Source organism: Grimontia sp. THUN1695, from assembly GCF_059704325.2.
In genome coordinates, this window is record NZ_AP046577.1 from 222,307 (window position 1) to 244,015 (window position 21,709).

A 21,709-nucleotide genomic window follows, 5' to 3' on the forward strand; every position below is an offset into this window, starting at 1 on the left:
GCTTTTGTTCATCAGGGCGCGTTAACAGGGGAAATCCGGCACTAAGATGGTTGGGCCGGAATTTTCGGCTTTGTCCGGGTAATCGATGGTGTAATGCAGGCCCCGGCTTTCTTTTCGCGCCATGGCACAGCGTACCATCAGTTCTGCTACCTGTAGCAGGTTACGCAGTTCCAGCAGGTTGTTTGAAACCCGGAAATTGCTGTAATACTCGTGGGTTTCCTGCTTTAACAGTTCGATGCGGCGCAGTGCGCGTTCCAGACGTTTGGTGGAGCGCACAATGCCGACATAGTCCCACATAAACAGGCGTAGTTCATGCCAGTTGTGCTGGATAACCACCTCTTCATCTGAACAGGTAACCAGGCTGTCATCCCAGTGTGGCAGTGTTGGCGGTAGCTCCGCTTGTGTGGCGTGTTCACCAATGTGTTTTGCGGCTGACCAGGCATACACCACACACTCCAGCAGGGAGTTAGAGGCCATGCGATTGGCACCGTGCAGACCGGTGTAACTCACTTCACCAACCGCATAGAGGCCTTCCAGATCCGTCTGGCCGTTTTTGTCCACCATCACCCCGCCACAGGTGTAATGGGCCGCAGGCACAATCGGGATTGCCTCTTTGGTCAAATCAAAGCCAAAAGATAGGAGCTTTTCATTGATAGTGGGGAAGTGCTTGGTAATGAACTCCGGGTCTTTGTGGCTGATGTCGAGATACATACAGTCAGCCCCCAGCCGTTTCATTTCATAGTCAATCGCACGGGCAACGACATCGCGTGGGGCAAGTTCGGCACGTTCATCAAAATCCGGCATAAAGCGTGAACCATCTGGACGGCGCAGGTAAGCCCCTTCCCCACGCAAGGCTTCAGTCAGCAGGAAATTGCGCGCTTCTGGGTGGAACAGGCAAGTCGGGTGAAACTGGTTAAACTCAAGGTTGGCAACCCGGCATCCTGCACGCCACGCCATGGCGATACCGTCACCGGAAGAGACATCCGGGTTAGAGGTGTATTGGTAAACTTTCGACGCACCACCGGTGGCCAGCACCACGAACTTTGCACGAACGGTTTCCACCGCTTCACGGTCACGGTTCCAGACATAGGCACCGAGGACACGGTTTGGACCGGAGATACCGATTTTCTTGCGGGTGATCAGATCCAGGGCATTATGGCGTTCCATGACCCGGATATTAGGGTGCCGCATGACATTTTCCTGCAGTGATGTCTGCACTGCGGCACCGGTTGCGTCGGCGGCATGAAGGATACGCCGGTGGCTGTGCCCGCCTTCGCGGGTGAGGTGGAACCTGGGCTCATCGCCGTCGTTGTCATCTTCGCGATCGAATGGGACGCCGCCATCAATCAACCACTGAACACATTCCTTGGCGTTTTCAGCAATAAACTTCACCACCTCGGTATCACAGATACCATCGCCGGCAATCTGGGTATCTTCCACGTGGGACTCGACCGAATCACTCTCATCAAATACCGCAGCAATACCTCCTTGCGCGTAATACGTCGCCCCTTCACTGCGTGGTCCTTTACTCAGCACCATGACTTTTTGTGTCGGTGCTAAATGGAGCGCCAGGGAAAGGCCGGCAGCGCCACTGCCAATCACCAGCACGTCACATACGTGTTCTTGATTGCTCATTGATTACGTATTCCTTTCGCTCAAATGAACGGAATATCCCTTCATCTGGAACAACGAGTTCGAGTCATGTCAGTGAGTTTACACTAATGTTGCTGTGCAATTCACTTATCCGCCTGCAACTTCCGGTTACAACCTTCTTTCCGTTATCGGATATGCCATGATGAAGCAGTGTTGAAAATAAGGCATGGGCGCGGGTTAGGGCGTAGCCAAACATTCTGGTAGACTTTGCGAGTGGGATCTAATCATCAAATTAATCAGAACCGCTAAAGGAACTTTTTTTTTAATGTTTCACTCATACACTGTGCTCATTTAACAAAATCGCGCGACCTTAAAGATGTCGTGCACCACAGTGGCAACGAGCGAGAAGAAATACCGGTAGTTGACAGTGCCTTGACCTTTTGCAGCGACACTGGCACTTACAAACGCCGACTAACGGTATCAATAATAAGGAGAAGGCGCTCGAATGAGCGAGCAGTTAACCGATCAAGCCTTAATTGAGCGCGTACAGAATGGTGACAAGCAGGCGTTCAACCTGCTGGTCGTAAAATATCAAAACAAGGTATGCAATCTGATCTCTCGCTACGTCAGTAACAACGGGGACGTGCCCGATGTTGCCCAGGAAGCCTTTATTAAAGCGTACCGTGCTTTACCGGGGTTTCGCGGTGAAAGTGCGTTTTATACCTGGCTTTACCGCATAGCGGTCAACACAGCGAAGAATTATCTGGTTGCCCAGGGACGCCGTCCACCATCGAGTGATATTGACGCGGAAGAAGCAGAAAATTATGAGAATGGGGGAGCCCTGAAAGAAATTTCGAACCCTGAGAACCTTATGTTGTCTGAACAGTTGAAGCAGGTCGTTTTCAGTACGATTGAAGCGTTACCTGATGATCTGAAAACGGCAATCACCCTGCGTGAGATTGATGGCTTAAGTTATGAAGAGATCGCAGAAGTGATGGACTGCCCGGTGGGAACGGTGCGTTCTCGTATCTTCCGTGCCAGGGAAGCGGTAGACAAGCGTGTTCGTCCTTTGATGAACCACTAACAGTGTTATCTGTTGATTACGGTGAAATAAATGGCTGAAAAAGAAAACCTTTCCGCTCTCTTCGATGGTGATGAGATTGATCAGGCGCTGATTGATGTGCTGGAAAACGATCAGTCTGCGCAGCAAGCATGGAAAAGCTTTGCCGTCACCCGGGATGTGATGCGTGGAGATGCGCCAAGTCATACAGGCTGGGATATTGCCTCCCGTGTTGCGTTAGCGCTTGAAGACGAGCCAGCGCACAGCCCGCAATCTATACCCAATGTAGTGCCAATGCAGGCGTCCCAGCCAGTACCGCAGGTGGCACGGAGAGGGTTGCCATCCTGGCTGCAACAACTTACTCAGGTCGGTATGGCGGCAGCGGTATCATTAGCCGTGATTGTCGGTGTGCAGCAGTATAACGGTGGTGAGCAGGCGGATCCGGTATTGGCAGGTTCTCAGCCTCCCGTATTGCAGACCATTCCATTGTCAGGGTCTGCTGAGCCGGTGAGCCTGAGCCGGGAGTCGCTTCAGGGTGATCCGACTGAAGCAAAGTTAATGGAACAGCGACGTCGTGTGAATGCCATGTTCCAGGACTATGAGTTGCAGCTTCGCCTCAATGCTGATGAAATGATGGAACGAGACGAGAAGCTATCACCAGAAGTGAGCAAACAAGATTGATGAAACATCTTCTGATCGGTGCCTGTGCACTGGTCAGTCTGGTAGCGAATGCCTCGACGGAAGGAAATCCCGCCGAGGCATTGTTGCATCAGATGGACCAGGCAACCGAGCAACTGGATTACGAACTCTCCTATATTCTGGTTCGCAAGAACAGCATTGAGCCCCTTCGCTTTCGTCATGCACGGATTGACGATAAATCGTTTGGACACATTGCTTATCTGGCAGGCCCTCCCCGTGAAGTGATCCGTCGGGGGGATGAAGTGAGTTACTTCGAGCCGGGGATCGATCCTTTCACGATTGAAAGCAATCAAATGGTGGCACCGCTGCCAGCCATCATGCAGTCTGACATTGAGCACCTTGCGACCTTGTATGATTTTGTGCCGCTTGGCCGTGCCCGGGAAGCGGGGCTGGCGTGTGATGTTGTGCGTGTGTCTCCGAAAGATGGGACACGTTATTCCTACGTGCTCTGGATAGATGAGAATACCAAGCTGTTGGTTCGTTCGGATCTGCTGGACCGTGATGGCGAGCCGATTGAACAGTATCGCGCACTTTCGTTGGTGATCTCGTCACAAGTTGGCGAGATGATGAAGCAGATGTCATCGATTGAACTGCCACCTGTGGTGCAGGTGCCCAAGCAACAGGATCTGGGGTTGAACTGGCAAGTCACCGCCTTGCCGGACGGCTTTTCGCCGATTTACAGCAACCGCCATCGCTTGATGATCACGAAACGCCCGGTTGAAAGCCAGATGTTCAGTGATGGTCTGTTCAGTTTCTCTGTTTACCTTTCTGAAGCCGATGACTTCTCTGTACGGGAGCAGTTGGTGAGAAAAGGGCGCCGTACACTGCACAGTCAGGTTTCCGGCAATGCAGAAATTACGGTTGTTGGTGATATTCCTCCGGCAACGGCAAAGCGTGTGGCGGAATCAGTCCGGATGACAGCACCGAACAAGACTAAGGGGAAACAGGCACCATGATCACCGCACTGGCTGAAGTGACCGGTAGTGGCGATGGGTATCTGACAGTACGCTGCCAGCAGAAAACCAGCTGTGGCAGCTGTGCGTCTAAAAACACTTGTGGCACCGGAATTGTCAGCAATGCCTTACCGGGCAAGGTAATGGATATCCGGGTACCGAGTGAAAAAGCGATCGCCGCCGGCACGCTGGTGGAAATTGGCCTTGAAGAACAAACGATACTTAAATCGGCCGTTGTGGTGTATATCCTGCCCTTGTTATTTGCGGTATCCGGTGCGCTTTTGGGACAGGCCCTCGCAGATTTAATGGCAGCAGGAGAGGGCGTTATCATTCTGTCTTCCTTACTTGCTGGCGTGTTGGGTGTCGTTGTTGCACGCCGTTTCTCGCGAAAGCTGGAACAAGAAATTGGGACTACGCCCAAACTGTTACGTATCCTTGGCAATGCGATGAATACTGCCACGGTGATAAATGCCGCAACAGAGGATAGCGACTAGCCATTTATTTCGGTAGAATCCCGCCACTTGATCGTACGATCTTTAATTTTCATTAACGAGTTAGTCACACCATTTATGAAGCACATTCGTAACTTTTCGATTATTGCCCACATTGACCACGGTAAATCGACCCTTTCAGACCGTCTGATTCAGGTTTGTGGCGGTTTGACCGATCGTGAAATGGCAGCACAGGTTCTGGACTCCATGGATCTGGAACGCGAACGTGGTATCACCATCAAAGCACAAAGTGTGACGCTGAATTACACAGCAAAGGATGGGGAAACCTATCAGTTGAACTTCATCGACACTCCGGGACACGTTGACTTCTCTTACGAGGTATCGCGCTCCTTGGCGGCGTGTGAGGGTGCTTTGCTGGTGGTGGACGCGGGTCAGGGTGTTGAAGCTCAGACACTGGCAAACTGCTACACCGCGATTGAAATGGACCTGGAAGTGGTGCCAATCCTGAACAAGATCGACTTGCCTGCCGCTGACCCGGATCGCGTAGCAGAAGAGATTGAAGACATTGTCGGCATCGATGCCACCGAAGCAACCCGTTGCTCGGCAAAAACCGGTCTGGGTGTTGATCTGGTTCTGGAAGACATTGTTAAGAACATTCCACCACCGGAAGGCGATCCCGAAGCGCCATTGCAGGCACTGATTATTGACTCATGGTTCGACAACTACTTGGGCGTTGTGTCTCTGGTACGTATTAAAAACGGTGAGTTGAAGAAAGGTGACAAGATCAAGGTCATGAGCACCGGTCAGGTGTGGGGTGTTGATCGCATTGGTATCTTTACACCTAAACAAACCGATACCCAGGGGCTGCGTACCGGTGAGGTGGGCTGGGTTGTCTGTGGTATCAAAGACATCCTGGGCGCACCAGTCGGTGATACCCTGACCCACGCAAAACACGGTGCAGACGCGCCATTGCCTGGCTTTAAAAAAGTGAAGCCACAGGTTTATGCGGGCCTGTTCCCGGTATCGTCAGACGATTACGAAGCTTTCCGTGATGCGCTGGGTAAACTGAGCCTGAACGATGCCTCCCTGTTTTATGAGCCAGAAAACTCAGCGGCGCTGGGCTTTGGTTTCCGTTGTGGTTTCCTTGGCATGCTGCACATGGAGATCATTCAGGAACGTCTGGAGCGTGAATACGACCTGGACCTGATCACCACTGCACCGACGGTGGTGTACGAAGTGAAGAAAACCAATGGTGACGTACTGTATGTAGACAGTCCGGCAAAACTGCCAGCGGTGAACGACATTGAGCACATTGGTGAGCCGATTGCACGCTGTAATATTCTGGTGCCATCTGAATACCTGGGTAACGTGATCACCCTGTGTATTGAAAAACGTGGTACACAGGTCGACATGATTTACCACGGTAACCAGGTGGCACTGACATATGACATCCCAATGGCCGAAGTGGTACTGGACTTCTTCGATCGCCTGAAATCCACCTCACGCGGTTACGCATCACTGGATTACAATTTCCAGCGTTATGAAGTGTCGAAGATGGTGCGTGTAGATGTGCTGCTTAATGGCGATAACGTCGATGCGCTGGCCATCATCACCCATAAAGATCAGGCACAAAGCCGTGGCCGTGATCTGGTTGAGAAAATGAAAGAGTTCATTCCCCGCCAGCAATTCGACATCGCGATTCAGGCTGCCATCGGTAACCACATTATTGCGCGTTCTACCGTAAAACAGTTGCGTAAGAACGTGACGGCGAAGTGTTACGGTGGTGACGTAAGCCGTAAGAAAAAACTGCTGCAGAAACAAAAAGAAGGTAAGAAACGCATGAAGCAGATCGGTAACGTCGAGCTGCCACAAGAAGCGTTCCTGGCGATTCTGCACGTAGGCAAAGATAAATAACCTGAGCTTTACGAAAGCGAAGGTGATGTAACAAAGGGAATAGAGGTTTAGGGGTACACGATGGCTAATACTTTCTCGCTGATTCTGGTGCTTGTCACCCTGTTTACTGGGATTATCTGGGTACTGGATAAGTTCAAGTGGGCGCCTCGCCGCCAGCAAAAAGCGGCTGAGGTGCTAAACATGGACAGCGGCGAGCTGAGTGCGGAGCAGGTGGCACAGGTTGCCCCTCAACCAAACTGGGTGGAAACGTCCGCTTCTGTGTTCCCCGTGATTGGCCTTGTTCTGGTATTGCGCTCTTTTGTTTATGAGCCGTTCCAGATCCCTTCTGGCTCCATGATGCCGACATTGCTGGTGGGCGACTTCATTCTGGTCGAGAAGTTTGCCTACGGCCTGAAAGATCCGGTGTTCCGCCATCAGTTGGTGGAAACCGGAAAACCGGAACGCGGTGATGTGGTGGTGTTCAAATACCCGCCACAGCCCAATATTGACTTTATCAAGCGTGTTATCGGCCTGCCGGGCGACACGGTGCGCTACAACGAAGACAAACGCCTTTGTGTTCAAAAGCAAGGTGAGTCTAGCTGTGAGCTGGTGCCGGTCGACGATGTTCACAAGAGTGAATTTGTCCAGCGTGGCGTTAATCTGGTTCAGGCGCAGGAAAACCTTGGCGCTGAGCCGCATCAAATCCTGGTGAATCCTTTCATACCAAACCAAACCGGGCAGTATTATCCAACGCCGGGTCTGGGTGAGTGGGTGGTGCCGGAAGGCCAGTATTTCGTGATGGGCGATAACCGCGACAACAGTAAAGACAGCCGTTTCTGGGGCTTTGTGCCGGAAGCGAACCTGGTAGGTAAAGCTGTCGGTATCTGGATCAGTTTTGAATTTGATGAGCAAGGCGACAGCTTCCTGCCGTCTTGGGTACCTGTCGGGGTGCGCTTCAACCGCATCGGCGGCATTGATTAACTTGGAACAACATGACAACACCAATGAATAGATTACAGCGTCGTATCGGCTATACATTTACCGATACGACGCTTCTCAGTCTCGCCCTGACACACCGAAGCGCCAGTGGAAACCACAATGAGCGCTTGGAGTTTTTGGGCGATTCTATTTTGAGTTTCGTTGTTGCTGACGATCTCTACCATCGTTTCCCGAACGTTGATGAAGGTGATATGAGCCGTATGCGTGCAACGCTGGTTCGTGGTAACACGCTGGCTGAGTTGGGCCGCGAGTTTGAACTGGGCGATGTGTTGCAATTGGGGCCTGGAGAGTTGAAAAGTGGTGGCTTCCGCCGCGATTCCATCTTGGCAGACGCCGTAGAGGCGATCATCGGTGCTATCTACCTCGACAGCTCTCTGGAAACGGTACGTGGAATTGTATTGAGCTGGTACAAACAACGTCTGGAAACTATTCAGCCGGGCGCGAACCAGAAAGATCCGAAAACACGGTTGCAGGAGTTCCTGCAAGGGCGTCGTAAGCCACTGCCGGCCTATAATGTCACTAAGGTACAAGGTGAAGCACACAACCAGCAGTTTACAGTGGAATGTGAGGTAACAGGACTGGATCGGCCTGTAGTAGGTAAAGGCAGCAGTCGCCGCAAGGCAGAGCAAGCGGCTGCGGAACTGGCATTGCAAAAGCTGGACTCATGACAGATACACCGCAAACACGTCACTGTGGCTTTATTGCCATCGTAGGCCGCCCCAACGTGGGTAAATCAACCCTGCTCAACCGTCTGGTTGGGCAGAAGCTGTCTATTACTTCGCGTAAACCGCAAACCACCCGTCACCGCATCATGGGGGTAGACACCCGTGACGCTTATCAGGCCGTGTATGTGGATACCCCGGGGCTTCACATTGAAGAAAAACGCACCATCAACCGACTGATGAACCGTGCAGCATCCAGCTCCCTGACCGATGTTGAGCTGGTATTGTTCCTGGTGGACGGTACCCACTGGACGCAAGATGATGAGATGGTGCTGAACAAGCTGAAAAAAGCGCAGTTGCCTACTGTATTGCTGGTGAACAAAGTCGATAACGTCAAAGAAAAAAGCGAACTGTTCCCGCACCTGCAGGAAGTCAGCCAGAAAATGGACTTTATCGATGTCGTGCCGGTGTCGGCGAAGCACGGTACCAATATCGATGTGGTAGAAAAACTGGTACGTAAACACCTGCCGGAAGGTGAGTGGTATTTCCCGGAAGAGTACGTGACTGACCGCTCACAACGCTTTATGGCTTCGGAGATTATCCGTGAAAAGCTGATGCGTTTTACCGGTGACGAACTGCCCTACTCAGTGACCGTGGAAATCGAGCGTTTTGACTACAACCCGGAAACCGACGGCTTTGAAATCAACGGCCTGATCCTGGTTGAGCGTAACGGTCAGAAGCGCATGGTGATCGGCAAAGGTGGCGATAAAATCAAAACCATTGGCCGTGAAGCCCGCCTTGATATGGAAGAACTGTTTGAGCGCAAGGTGTACCTTGAGCTTTGGGTGAAAGTGAAATCCGGTTGGGCGGACGACGAGCGCGCACTGCGCAGCCTCGGTTACATCGACGACCTGTAACTGCCGCACTACCAGAGAAAATCCAGGAGCACTATGGAAGGTTTGCAGCGCTGCTTTGTCCTGCACTCACGACCCTACAGTGAGACCAGCCTGATCCTGGATGTGTTCAGCGAAAATCACGGGCGCGTCAGCCTGATGGCAAAAGGCGCCCGTGGTAAACGCTCTCCCCTGAAAGGGGCGCTTCAGCCCTTCACCCCGCTGTTAATGAAATGGTCCGGCCGTGGCGAAATGCATACCTTGCGCCATGCAGAAGCCATGGGGCTTGCGATCCCTCTTTCTGGCAATGCCCTGTTTTCGGGTTTTTATCTCAATGAGATCCTGAGCCGGGTTGTAGAGCCGGAAACCGCGTACCATCAGCTTTTCTATGATTACGTCACTGCATTGACAGAGCTTGCCCAGCACAGCAACCCTGAACCCGCCTTACGCCGGTTTGAGCTTGCCTTGCTCGACTCACTCGGTTATGGGGTGGATTTTCTCCACTGCGCCGGCAGCGGTGAGCCCGTTGATGAAACCATGACGTATATTTTTCGTGAGCAGCAAGGGTTTGTTGCCTCGCTGATGAAAAGCAATACGCTTACGTTTACGGGCAGCGACCTGAAGGCGCTGGCAACCCGTCAATTCTCGACGGCAGAACAGCTAAAGGCCGCCAAGCGCTTTACACGGCTGGCCCTTAAGCCTTATCTTGGCCCTAAACCGCTGAAAAGCCGTGAGCTATTTTTGTTAAGAACAAGGAAATCAACGCAATGAATACCCTTTACCTGGGCGTTAATATTGACCACGTTGCGACCGTCCGTAATGCGCGTGGCACCCAATATCCTGATCCTGTCCACGCCGCAGAGATTGCAGAGCGTGCCGGTGCAGATGGTATTACCGTTCACTTGCGTGAAGACCGTCGCCACATTAAAGACCGCGATGTTTACCTGTTGAAAGAGACCATTCAGACCCGCATGAACCTGGAAATGGCGGTGACCGACGAGATGGTGAACATCGCACTCGAGGTAAAACCGGCGTATGTCTGTCTGGTGCCTGAAAAGCGTGAAGAACTCACGACAGAAGGTGGCCTGGATGTGGCTGGCCAGCTTGAGAAAGTGAAAGCGGCCACCGAAACCCTGACCGCTGCCGGTATCAAAGTGTCCCTGTTTATCGATGCAGACCGCGCCCAGATTGATGCGGCGAAAGCCTGTGGTGCCCCGTTTATAGAACTGCACACCGGCCGTTATGCGGAGGCCTCGACCGACGAAGAGATGCAGGCAGAGCTGAAGAAAATTGCCGCAGGTGCGAGTTATGCGGCAGATCTGGGCATCAAAGTGAACGCAGGCCACGGCCTGACTTATCACAACGTGAAACCGATTGCGGCAATCCCTGAGATTTATGAGCTGAACATTGGTCATGCGATTGTTGGCCGCGCGGTGTTTGATGGCCTGCACAAAGCCGTGGCGGACATGAAAGCCCTGATGCTGGAAGCACGTCGCTGATGGCAGTGGTGGGCCTTGGGACTGACATCGTTGAAATTGCCCGCCTTGAGAAAGTCATTGCGCGCACCGGGGATGCGTTTGCCAGACGTGTTCTGACCGACAAGGAGCTGGAGACCTATTCCAGCTCCAATTTCCCGGCCCGTTTTGTAGCCAAGCGTTTTGCAGTGAAAGAAGCCGCGTCAAAAGCGTTAGGCACCGGCATTGCCTGTGGCGTCACCTTCCAAGACTTTGAAGTGACCAATGATGCGCTGGGTAAGCCTGTCGTCGAATTTTCCGGCATCGCGCGAAAGCTCGCGGACGAACGTGGGGTGCAAAATATTTTTCTCACCCTTGCTGATGAGAAACGCTACGCAGTGGCGACGGTACTGCTGGAGTCCAGTTAGCCCATACACCATGACTAAAACGCCCCGTGTGTGGGCGTTTTGCTTTTAGGTTCAGGTGTTATCCTCTAGGTAATGCGGTGACTGGTCCCGAATGTTTTGCATTTCATCCAACAGCTCAAACAGCTCCGGCTCAATCTCTTCAACAGTGGCCCCGCGTTTTAGCTGGGTTTCCAGCTCATGGCAGAGGCTTTTTAGCCGTGGCACACCGCTATAAGCGCAGCTGCCGTGGAGCTTGTGGATTGCCGGGGCAAGGTTCACATCGCTCTCTTTGAGGGCGAGGTTGACCTTTTCTTCCACCTCATCGAATGAACGTACCAACATCTGCAGCATCTCTCTGGCCAGATCGTCCTTTCCCGACGCCTGCTTCATCGCCAGTGACCAGTCAATACTAAGTGATTCTCCCAGTTTGTTCGGGGTGATAAGGGGGGAGTTCGGCTGGGCTTCGCCAGCGTGTGGATGGGTCCAGTGATGCAAGACCTGCTCAAGAATATGTTCTTCAATCGGCTTGGTCAGGTAATCGTCCATGCCTTCATTGAGTAAGCGTTCACGCTCTCCGCTCATGGCATGAGCGGTAACCGCTACCACCGGCGTCAGGTGATTCATCGGCGTTTGACGGATCTCATGGCAGGCCGTCACGCCGTCCATTTCCGGCATCTGGATATCCATCAAGATGAGATCAAACTTCTGGGTTTGTGCCTGTTCGACCGCTTGTTTTCCGTCTGACGCTGTCACCACATGGGTAACCCGTTCTTTGAGCAGGGCAGTGATAAGCTTTAGGTTAGCTGGGTTATCATCCACAGCCATCACCGAAATGGGCACTTTATCTGTCTGGGTTTCTACGGCTGGTGGCAGAGGAGCGAGTGAGTGCAGTTGCCCCTGTAATTGCTCAATCAGTTTGCGTACCGAGAGTGGCTTGGCAAGACAGGCGGCGACACCGGAAGACAGCAAGGACTCCGACAGGGCAAGTTCGGTGGTAGGGAGACAGAAAATCACTTTATCTGTGAATGATTCAGCCTGCTTGGCCATAGCAGCAAGGGTGTCAGCCGTCGGTACCTCGGCGGCATCGACACAGATCAGGGCGCAGGACGTGAACGGTGCATTGTCGGGCAGCTCGGCGTAATCGACAATGTCGATACTGAGGTGAGAAAGGCGGTCGCGCATCATGTGGCGGCTTTCTGCGTTGGGCTCAATCAGCAACAGGCTCTGGCCTTTCAGTCCTTCTGCATCTATCGGCTGTACCAGTGGCAGGTCGGTTTTAATCAGGGTTATCGTGAACCAGAAGGTGGATCCCTGATGAAGCCGGCTGCTGAAACCGATATCCCCGCCCATTTGCTGCACCAGCTTCTGGGTGATCACCAGTCCTAAGCCTGTCCCGCCATAGCGTCGGCTGATGCTGGTGTCGGCCTGACGGAATGCCTGGAACAGTTGCGATTGCTGGCGCTCGGAAATCCCGATGCCGGTATCACGGATCACGAATTGCAACTCCAGCCGTTCGTCCCGTTGCTGCTTGAGCTCGACACTGACATTGATGTGACCCCGTTCCGTGAATTTGGTGGCGTTACCAATCAGGTTAGTGAGCACTTGCTGGATGCGCAGTGGGTCGCCAATCACCCCGGCAGGAATACGTGGATCGATTCGAAGGTTGAGCTCCAGCCCTTTTTCATGCGCCATCGGCGCCAGCAGCCGCATCACTTCATCCAGCGAGTCCTCAAAATCAAACGGAATGTTTTCCAAAAGCAGCTTGCCCGCTTCAAGTTTTGAGAAATCGAGAATGTCGTTGATGATGGTCAGCAGGTTATTGGCAGATTTTTCAATCGTTTGCAGGTAATCCTGCTGGCTGCTGGAAAGCTGGGTTTTCAGCATCTGGCGGGTAAAGCCAATGACACCATTGAGCGGGGTTCGCAGCTCGTGCGACATGTTGGCGAGGAATTCCGATTTTACCCGCGCCGCTTCCTGGGCGTTTTTCTTGGCGATATCCAGCTCAACGTTCTGGATCTCGAGCTGCTCGAGTGTTTCACGCAAATCTGACGTTGCCTGATCAATGCTTTGCTGCATTTCCAGGTGATATTCCGACAGCGAAATGGCCATCGCGTTGATGCCGTTTTTCAGCGTATCGAGCTCACCGAGTAATTTGCCTTCAATCCGGACATCAAGGTGTCCACGGCGGATCCGGTCAATCATGCTTATCATCTGCTTGATCGGCATTTCCACATCCTGCAGCAGGCGGTAGGCAAAGAAACAGGACAGGATCAGGCCCAGAACCAGCACCACGCCAGCAGAAATAATTTCCCGGTATTGCTTGAGTTTGACAGAGGAAATGTCCATTTCCATGGCGATGTAACCAATGGGCTTATCCTGCACCTGTACATTGTTAAAACCCGCGATAGCACGGATGGGGGCGCGCAGCAAAATGGTGTCCTTCAGGTGGATAATGTCCAGCCGGTCTGGCAAGGGCTGTCCCTGTGGCACGGAGAGTATGTCCAGGTTTCGGTGATAGTTGGACGTGACAAATAGCGCATTTTGGCTGGAGAAGACCGCGATACTGCGGATGTACTGGGAGTGATGGCGATGGGTGTGCCCAATCAGGCGCTGCACATTCTCCCGACTTTCATTGGCAAGGCCGATTTCGCTGGCAATGGCCAGTGGTTCAATGATCGCCTGACCGGCAACGGCAAGCTGTTGCTCCAGCTCCTGATAGCGGTTTTTGATAAAATAGGCGCTCAGTAAGATGCCGATGATAAGTGTCGGGGCGAGTGTCAGGGTGATTACTCTGGCGCGAAGTCCGTATTTGGTCATGCTGTCTATTCTGTGGGAGAATTGCCGCCAATTTTGCGGTGTACCTAAGAACCATTCTAAACAGAGGTGCGCATCAACACCAAAGCTGACGGCGAGAATTCAGCAGGTTATCACAACTGACTGGCCGCCAATATTCGAATCTATGCACAGACCGCCATACCGGTTTGCGCAGAAAGCTGGAACCAAGAGCCATGGCGCGTTTTTTTAAGCCACAGAAGAAAAAAACTCTCGATACCAAACATAAAGCCCTCTCGGTAGTGCGTCTCGATCACCAGGGGGAAGGCGTGGCATTTGATGGTAAGAAGCCGGTGTTTGTTGCTGGTGCCTTGCCGGGCGAAGAGGTGGTGGTGCAACTGACCGAAGACAAACGTCAGTTTGCCCGCGCGCGTCTGATCAAAGTGGTGAAAGCCAGTGCCGAGCGTATCAAACCTTTCTGCCGGCATTATGGCGTGTGTGGAGGCTGTAACCTCCAGCATCTGGGCCATGAAGCGCAAATCAAGGCCAAGCAAGCCACCCTTTCGCAGTTGATGAAGAAATTTGCGTCGGCGGATCTAGCGCAGGATGCCCCGGTTATTTCTAAGCCGCTGGCGTATCGCCGCCGCGCCCGCCTCAGTGTGAAAGTCAGCAAACAGGGCGAGCTGGAAATGGGATTTCGCCAGCGCAGCACGAACGACATTGTGATGGTGACAGACTGCCCGGTGCTCAGCACCGAACTGAATGCGTTGCTGCCCGGGATGTATTCCCTGCTTGATGGGCTGCGTGGCCGTCGCATTATTGGTCATATCGAGCTGGTGGACTCGGATGCCGGGCGTGTTCTGCTGGTGCGTGCTACCAAGCCGTTGCACGATGAAGACACCCGCTGCCTCAAAGCCTTTGCCGAAGAACATAATCTGGTGCTTTACCTGCAACAGGCTGACGGCGAGGCTGTCCGCCTGACAGGGCAGCAGCCCGCGTATTCCATCGGAGGGCAAACCCTGGCGTTTGAGCCGCAGGATTTTATCCAGGTCAATGCTGACATCAATGAAAAGATGATCGCACAGGCGTTAGACTGGCTGGCGCTGGATGAATCAGACAAGGTGCTTGATCTGTTCTGTGGACTGGGTAACTTCAGTTTGCCGCTGGCGGAAAAAGTGAAAGCCGTGGTGGGCATTGAAGGGGTGGAAGAGATGGTTGCACGTGCCTCGCAGAATGCGTTGAGCAATAATCAGGCAAACGCACGTTTTTACCATGCCAACCTGGAACTTGATGTGACAGGCACGGTCTGGGGAAAAGAGCAGTACAATAAAATTTTGCTCGACCCCGCACGTTCCGGTGCTTTAGGGGTGATGCCTTATGTGGCACAATCCGGGGCTGAGCGGATTGTGTATGTGTCCTGCAACCCGGCGACCCTAGCACGGGACAGTCAGGTACTGCTCGAAAATGGGTATCAGTTGGTTCGGCTGGGCATGTTGGACATGTTCCCTCATACCGGGCATTTGGAGTCAATGGCACTGTTTGTCAGAGAGTAAGTTGCCTATCTGGCTGTTATGGTGATGGCCGGTTTAAGGATAAGAAAAACAGGAAAGTGAAATGGTCGCAATTCGTGGCGCGCACCTAAACAACAATAAAGAATTTGTGCTTGAACGCTGGGTGGAAGGCCTTGCCCAGGATGCTGTTGTGTCTCAGGCTTTAACGGAAGCCTATCACTATTGCCAGACACTGGGGGATGAGCAAACGCTTGCACAGTCACTCTGGTGTGGCCGGGAGATGATTGAAATCCTGGTCACCCTGAGCATGGACAAGGATACCCTCCTTGCAGCCTTGCTGTTCCCTATGGTTGAAGATGGCGTGCTCAGCCTTGAGCTGTTAAAAGAGCGCTATGGCAGCAATATTGCCAAACTGGTGGAAGGGGTTCAGGAAATGGCGGCAATTCGCCACCTGAATGCCAACAATGAACAGGCCACTGCCGCGCAAGTGGATAATGTGCGACGCATGCTGCTGTCAATGGTGGATGATTTTCGCTGCGTGGTGATCAAGCTTGCCGAGCGCATTACCTACCTGCGTGAAGTGAAAAACGAGCCGGACGAGGTACGCCAGGCGGTGGCCAAAGAGTGCGCCAATATTTATGCGCCATTGGCAAACCGGCTGGGCATTGGCCAGTTAAAATGGGAAATTGAAGACTACGCCTTCCGTTACCAGCACGCCACTACCTATAAGCAAATCGCCAAACAGCTGGCGGAGCGACGCATTGACCGCGAGCAATACATCGAGGCTTTTGTGTCCGATCTGCAAAACGCGATGGAAGCGTCCAACATCAACGCCCAGGTCTACGGCCGCCCGAAGCACATCTACAGCATCTGGCGCAAGATGCAGAAAAAAGGGCTGGCGTTTGATGAGCTGTTCGATGTGCGTGCCGTGCGCATTATTGCTGACCAACTGCAGGACTGCTACGCCGCCCTTGGGGTCGTGCACACCAAATACCGCCACCTGCCGAAAGAATTTGATGACTATGTCGCCAACCCCAAGCCTAACGGTTATCAGTCCATTCACACCGTGGTGCTGGGGCCGGAAGGCAAAACAGTAGAAATCCAAATCCGTACCAAGCAGATGCACGATGATGCTGAGCTGGGTGTGGCCGCGCACTGGAAATATAAAGAAGGGGCATCAGCGGGCCGAAGCGGTTACGACGAGAAAATTACCTGGCTGCGGAAGCTGCTGGCCTGGCAGGAAGAAATGTCGGATTCCGGCGAAATGCTGGATGAACTGCGCAGCCAGGTGTTTGACGATCGCGTCTACGCCTTCACCCCGAAAGGGGATGTGGTGGACTTGCCAAGCGGTGCCACACCGCTTGATTTTGCCTACCACATTCACTCGGAAGTGGGCCACCGCTGTATCGGTGCCAAGGTGGAAGGGCGCATTGTGCCGTTTACCTACCACCTTAACATGGGCGATCAGGTTGAAATCATCACCCAGAAAGAGCCCAATCCGTCCCGCGACTGGCTAAACCCAAGCCTTGGTTTTGTCACATCAGGCCGGGCGCGCGCCAAGATCAACGCCTGGTTCCGCAAGCAGGCGCGTGAGAAAAATGTTGAGGCGGGCAAGGAAATCATGGATGCCGAGCTGGCGAAAATCGGCGCTGCCAGCAAAGACGCCGCCCTTGCCATGAAGCGCTTTAACGTCAATAGTCTGGATGAAGTCTATGCCGGTGTGGGCAGCGGTGATCTGCGCATCAACCAGGTGATTAACTACATCAATTCCGTGGTCAACAAACTGACCAAGGAACAGGAAGACCAGCAGCTTCGCGAAAAGCTGGAACAGGCCGAAGCGGTCACCTCCACCAAGCGGCCGCGCCGCGATGCTGTGGTAGTGGAAGGGGTGGATAACCTGATGACTCACCTGGCTCGCTGTTGCCAGCCTATCCCGGGTGATGACATTGAAGGCTATGTCACCCAGGGCCGCGGTATCTCGGTTCACCGCGCCGATTGTGAGCAGCTTGCCGAGCTTCGCCATCATGCGCCTGAGCGTATCATTGATACCGTCTGGGGCAGTGGCTACATCGGCAGTTACCAAATCACGGTGCGGGTATCCGCCTCAGAGCGCAGCGGTCTTATCAAAGATCTCACCCATGTGCTGACCAACGAGAAAGTGAAAGTTTCCGGCATGCAAAGCCGGGTCGATTTTAAACAGCAGTTGTCGATCATGGACTTTGATCTGGAACTGGGCGACCTTGATGTATTGAGCCGGGTGATTTCCCGCCTTGAACAGGTCAAGGATGTGCATGAAGCCAAGCGGCTTCACTAACAATCATCAAAGGGGAAAGCACGGCTTTCCCTTTTTCGTTGTGGCAACAGAAGGTAGCAGATGAAAACACTGTCACGAATGCAAGAATTGCTGGAAATTATGGCCACACTCAGGGACCCGGAAAACGGCTGTGAGTGGGACAGGAAGCAAACATTCAATTCCATAATTCCTTACACCGTCGAAGAAACTTTTGAAGCCGTGGATGCCATTGAGCGCCAGGAATGGGCCGATGTGCGCGACGAGCTGGGCGATCTGCTGTTCCAGATTGTGTTCTATAGTCAACTCAGTAAAGAGCAGGGCTTGTTCGACTTTGAGGACATCGCCGGTGCGATTTGCGACAAGCTGGTGCGCAGGCATCCGCATGTGTTTGGTGAAAAAGATGCCGAGGGCAATCCGCTGGAAAAAGCCGATTGGGAAGGCATCAAAGCCCAGGAACGTGCAGCAAAAGCCAAACCGGATGCTGAACCCAGCATTCTCGATGATGTACCGACATCGCTCCCGGCATTGGGGCGGGCGGCCAAACTGCAAAAACGGTGCGCACGGTTTGGTTTTGACTGGGACTCTGTTGGCCCTGTCGCAGAAAAAGTGCAGGAAGAGCTAGAAGAGGTGATGGAAGAGGCGCTGATGGTGGATATTGACCAACAGCGTGTGGATGAAGAGGTTGGCGATTTGCTGTTCGCCGTGGTCAATCTGGCACGGCATCTTGGCACCAATCCGGAAATGGCGCTTCGCAAAGCCAACCTGAAATTCGAAAAACGTTTTCGTAATGTTGAAATGAAATTACGCGAAAACGGTAAAAATTTGCAGGAAAGTCATCAAGATGAACTCGAAATGTTGTGGCAGGAAGTAAAACGTGATGAGGGCAACACATCGTCGTAAATCACTCAATTGATTTACGACAAAAAAAAACGGCATTCCGTGTGATAGTTTTCACGTTGTGGGAAGTTTCTGGCTCTGGTAACATGTCGTCCCGTCCAGATTTCCAATAATTTCCCCTAAATCCAACTCTCAGGTTTAGCATGACAACGAATTACATTTTTGTTACGGGCGGGGTGGTTTCCTCCCTAGGTAAGGGTATTGCAGCAGCGTCACTGGCGGCAATTTTAGAAGCGCGTGGTCTCAATGTGACCATCATGAAGCTTGACCCTTACATCAACGTGGACCCGGGCACTATGAGCCCAACCCAGCACGGTGAGGTATTCGTTACGGAAGATGGTGCAGAAACTGACCTGGATTTGGGTCACTATGAGCGTTTCATCCGCACCAAGATGACCAAACGCAATAACTTCACCTCTGGCCGTGTGTACGCCGACGTGCTGCGCAAAGAGCGCCGCGGTGACTACCTGGGTGCAACCATTCAGGTGATTCCACACATTACCAACTCTATCAAAGAACGTGTGCTTGCCGGTGGCGAAGGTCACGACGTTGCTATCGTAGAAATCGGTGGCACCGTGGGTGATATTGAATCACTGCCGTTCCTGGAAGCGATCCGCCAGCTGGCGGTTGAGCTGGGTCGTGAGCGCGCGATGTTCATGCACCTGACGTTGGTCCCTTACCTGGCAGCCGCCGGTGAGGTGAAAACCAAGCCTACCCAACACTCAGTGAAAGAACTGCTGTCTATCGGTATCCAGCCAGACATTCTGGTTTGCCGTAGCGACCGCGTTATTCCTGCTAATGAGCGCTCGAAGATTGCCCTGTTCTGTAACGTGTCAGAAAAAGCGGTTATCTCGATGAAGGACGTAGATTCTATCTACAAAATCCCTTCACTGATCCGCTCACAAGGTCTTGATGACCTGATTTGTCAGCGCTTTGGTATCACAGCGCCAGAAGCAGACCTGTCTGAGTGGGAACAAGTTATTTATGAAGAAGCCAACCCAACCGGTGAAGTGACTATCGGTATGGTGGGCAAATACATCGAACTGCCAGATGCTTACAAGTCAGTGAACGAAGCACTGAAACACGGTGGCCTGAAAAACCGCCTGACAGTGAACATCAAATACATTGATTCACAAGACGTAGAAAGCAAAGGCGAAGAAGCACTGCAGGGTCTGGACGCGATTCTGGTACCGGGTGGCTTCGGTGACCGCGGTGTTGAAGGCAAGATCCTGGCGGCAAAATACGCCCGTGAAAACAAAATCCCATACCTTGGCATCTGTCTGGGCATGCAGGTTGCGCTGATTGAATACGCGCGCAACGTGGCAGGCATGGAAGGTGCAAACTCCACCGAGTTCGACAAAAACTGTAAGTACCCGGTCGTTGGCCTGATCACGGAATGGGTCGACAATGACGGTAAGGTTGAAGAGCGTAGCGAAAAATCTGATCTGGGTGGCACCATGCGCCTTGGCGCCCAACTGTGTCACCTGAAAGAAGGAACAAAAGCGCGCGAGCTGTACGGTAACGCGACGATTCACGAGCGTCACCGTCACCGTTATGAAGTGAATAACGTACTGCGCCCGCAGATCGAAAAAGCAGGTCTCGTAGTATCTGGCCTGTCTGCGGATAAAAAGCTGGTTGAGATTATCGAAAACCCTGCGCACCCATGGTTTGTGGCGTGCCAGTTCCACCCTGAATTTACCTCAACCCCACGCGATGGCCATCCGCTGTTTGCAGGCTTTGTGGCGGCAGCGGGTAAATACCAGCGTGGTGAGCTGTAACTGAAAAAAGGAAGCGGTCGCGAAGGTAGTGCGGCCGCTTTTTCGCATTCTTAAGCTATATGACATACGAGAGGAAACACAATGTCTAAGATCGTTAAAGTTCTGGGCCGCGAAATTATCGATTCACGCGGTAACCCAACTGTAGAAGCGGAAGTTCACCTGGAAGGTGGTTTCGTAGGCATGGCAGCTGCGCCTTCTGGTGCATCTACCGGTTCTCGCGAAGCACTGGAACTGCGTGATGGCGACAAAGCACGTTTCCTGGGTAAAGGTGTACTGAAAGCGGTTGAAGCGGTTAACGGCCCAATCGCAGCAGCGCTGGAAGGCAAAGACGCGAAAAACCAGGCTGAAATCGACCAGATCATGATCGACCTGGACGGTACCGACAACAAATCTAAACTCGGTGCTAACGCAATCCTGGCGGTTTCTCTGGCAAACGCAAAAGCAGCAGCTGCTGCGAAAGGCATGCCACTGTACGAGCACATCGCTGAGCTGAACGGTACGCCAGGCGTATTCTCTATGCCTCTGCCAATGATGAACATCATCAACGGTGGTGAGCACGCAGACAACAACGTTGATATCCAAGAATTCATGATCCAGCCAGTTGGCGCTGCAACCCTGAAAGAAGCAGTACGCATGGGTTCAGAAGTGTTCCACAACCTGGCAAAAGTACTGAAGTCTAAAGGCTACAACACAGCAGTGGGTGACGAAGGTGGTTTCGCGCCTAACCTGAAATCTAACGCTGAAGCGCTGGAAGTGATTGCAGAAGCTGTTGCAGCAGCAGGTTATGAGCTGGGCAAAGACATCACCCTGGCAATGGACTGTGCAGCATCTGAGTTCTACGACAAAGAAGCTGGCATCTACAACATGAAAGGCGAAGGCAAAACCTTCACCTCTGAAGAGTTCAACCACTACCTGGCTGGCCTGGTAGAGCAGTTCCCAATCGTGTCTATCGAAGACGGTCTGGATGAGTCTGACTGGGACGGCTTCAAGCACCAGACAGAACTGCTGGGCGGTAAAATCCAGCTGGTGGGTGACGACCTGTTCGTAACCAACACCAAGATCCTGGCGCAAGGTATCGAGAAAGGCATCGCGAACTCTATCCTGATCAAGTTCAACCAGATCGGTTCTCTGACTGAAACCCTGGCTGCGATCAAGATGGCGAAAGATGCAGGCTACACCGCGGTTATCTCTCACCGCAGCGGCGAAACTGAAGACGCAACTATCGCTGACCTGGCGGTAGGTACTGCAGCAGGCCAAATCAAAACCGGTTCTATGAGCCGTTCTGACCGTGTTGCTAAGTACAACCAGCTGATCCGCATCGAAGAAGCGCTGGCTGGCAAAGCACCTTTCAACGGTCTGAAAGAAGTAAAAGGCCAAGCGTAAATCGCTGACC

General features: G+C 52.8%; 18 protein-coding genes. 16 read left to right on the forward strand and 2 right to left on the reverse strand.

Translation table 11 applies throughout. From position 1 onward, the window contains the following. Positions 1–21: 21 nt before the first annotated feature. Complete coding sequence (gene nadB / locus AC6IB1_RS04490; protein ID WP_497567985.1) at positions 22–1,635, reverse strand: L-aspartate oxidase; 1,614 nt, start codon at positions 1,633–1,635, stop codon at positions 22–24. A gap of 463 nt (positions 1,636–2,098) precedes the next feature. Here nadB and rpoE point away from each other — a divergent pair, with 463 nt between their 5' ends. From rpoE to acpS, 11 genes are all read left to right on the forward strand, one after another. After that, positions 2,099–2,677, forward strand: a complete 579-nt coding sequence (gene rpoE / locus AC6IB1_RS04495) for an RNA polymerase sigma factor RpoE (RefSeq protein WP_005501933.1) — start codon at positions 2,099–2,101, stop codon at positions 2,675–2,677. A gap of 30 nt (positions 2,678–2,707) precedes the next feature. Beyond that, entirely contained in the window at positions 2,708–3,334 is a 627-nt protein-coding gene (locus AC6IB1_RS04500; protein WP_497567986.1) for an RseA family anti-sigma factor, read from the forward strand. Continuing rightward, positions 3,334–4,308, forward strand: coding sequence for a sigma-E factor regulatory protein RseB (rseB, locus tag AC6IB1_RS04505; RefSeq protein ID WP_497567987.1), 975 nt, complete (start codon positions 3,334–3,336; stop codon positions 4,306–4,308). The genes AC6IB1_RS04500 and rseB overlap by 1 nt, the downstream gene beginning before the upstream one ends. Continuing rightward, on the forward strand, positions 4,305–4,799 hold the full coding sequence (locus AC6IB1_RS04510) for a SoxR reducing system RseC family protein (RefSeq protein WP_497567988.1): 495 nt from the start codon (positions 4,305–4,307) through the stop codon (positions 4,797–4,799). Before rseB ends, AC6IB1_RS04510 begins: the two co-directional genes overlap by 4 nt. Positions 4,800–4,874: 75 nt before the next feature. Then, a complete protein-coding gene (gene lepA / locus AC6IB1_RS04515; protein ID WP_497567989.1) occupies positions 4,875–6,671 on the forward strand; it encodes a translation elongation factor 4 in 1,797 nt (598 codons plus the stop codon). A gap of 60 nt (positions 6,672–6,731) precedes the next feature. Beyond that, a complete protein-coding gene (gene lepB / locus AC6IB1_RS04520) occupies positions 6,732–7,631 on the forward strand; it encodes a signal peptidase I (RefSeq protein ID WP_497567990.1) in 900 nt (299 codons plus the stop codon). 11 nt (positions 7,632–7,642) lie between these two features. Then, positions 7,643–8,317 carry a ribonuclease III gene (gene rnc, locus AC6IB1_RS04525; RefSeq protein ID WP_497567991.1) on the forward strand — a complete coding sequence of 225 codons (675 nt, stop codon included), beginning with the start codon at positions 7,643–7,645 and terminating at the stop codon, positions 8,315–8,317. Next, positions 8,314–9,228 carry a GTPase Era gene (era, locus tag AC6IB1_RS04530; protein ID WP_497567992.1) on the forward strand — a complete coding sequence of 305 codons (915 nt, stop codon included), beginning with the start codon at positions 8,314–8,316 and terminating at the stop codon, positions 9,226–9,228. The genes rnc and era overlap by 4 nt, the downstream gene beginning before the upstream one ends. Positions 9,229–9,261: 33 nt before the next feature. Beyond that, a complete protein-coding gene (gene recO, locus AC6IB1_RS04535; protein ID WP_497567993.1) occupies positions 9,262–9,975 on the forward strand; it encodes a DNA repair protein RecO in 714 nt (237 codons plus the stop codon). After that, on the forward strand, positions 9,972–10,703 hold the full coding sequence (gene pdxJ / locus AC6IB1_RS04540; RefSeq protein ID WP_497567994.1) for a pyridoxine 5'-phosphate synthase: 732 nt from the start codon (positions 9,972–9,974) through the stop codon (positions 10,701–10,703). Before recO ends, pdxJ begins: the two co-directional genes overlap by 4 nt. Continuing rightward, positions 10,703–11,086 (forward strand): holo-ACP synthase, encoded by a 384-nt coding sequence (gene acpS / locus AC6IB1_RS04545; protein WP_497567995.1) that lies wholly within the window; start codon positions 10,703–10,705, stop codon positions 11,084–11,086. Before pdxJ ends, acpS begins: the two co-directional genes overlap by 1 nt. A 51-nt stretch (positions 11,087–11,137) precedes the next feature. Here acpS and barA read toward each other — a convergent pair whose 3' ends face one another. After that, the gene (gene barA, locus AC6IB1_RS04550) at positions 11,138–13,882 is read right to left on the reverse strand and encodes a two-component sensor histidine kinase BarA (RefSeq protein ID WP_497567996.1); all 2,745 of its coding nucleotides are present in this window, start codon (positions 13,880–13,882) and stop codon (positions 11,138–11,140) included. A 191-nt stretch (positions 13,883–14,073) separates the two neighbouring features. Here barA and rlmD point away from each other — a divergent pair, with 191 nt between their 5' ends. The 5 genes from rlmD to eno all read left to right on the forward strand — a co-directional run bounded on the left by rlmD (position 14,074) and on the right by eno (position 21,699). After that, positions 14,074–15,390 carry a 23S rRNA (uracil(1939)-C(5))-methyltransferase RlmD gene (gene rlmD, locus AC6IB1_RS04555; protein ID WP_497567997.1) on the forward strand — a complete coding sequence of 439 codons (1,317 nt, stop codon included), beginning with the start codon at positions 14,074–14,076 and terminating at the stop codon, positions 15,388–15,390. Positions 15,391–15,451: 61 nt separating this feature from the next. Then, positions 15,452–17,662, forward strand: a complete 2,211-nt coding sequence (relA, locus tag AC6IB1_RS04560; RefSeq protein ID WP_497567998.1) for a GTP diphosphokinase — start codon at positions 15,452–15,454, stop codon at positions 17,660–17,662. Between the two features lie 60 nt (positions 17,663–17,722). Beyond that, positions 17,723–18,541 (forward strand): nucleoside triphosphate pyrophosphohydrolase, encoded by an 819-nt coding sequence (mazG, locus tag AC6IB1_RS04565; RefSeq protein ID WP_497567999.1) that lies wholly within the window; start codon positions 17,723–17,725, stop codon positions 18,539–18,541. A gap of 140 nt (positions 18,542–18,681) precedes the next feature. After that, positions 18,682–20,316 carry a CTP synthase gene (pyrG, locus tag AC6IB1_RS04570; RefSeq protein ID WP_497568000.1) on the forward strand — a complete coding sequence of 545 codons (1,635 nt, stop codon included), beginning with the start codon at positions 18,682–18,684 and terminating at the stop codon, positions 20,314–20,316. An 81-nt stretch (positions 20,317–20,397) separates the two neighbouring features. Continuing rightward, positions 20,398–21,699, forward strand: a complete 1,302-nt coding sequence (gene eno, locus AC6IB1_RS04575) for a phosphopyruvate hydratase (protein WP_005501903.1) — start codon at positions 20,398–20,400, stop codon at positions 21,697–21,699. Positions 21,700–21,709 lie beyond the last annotated feature (10 nt).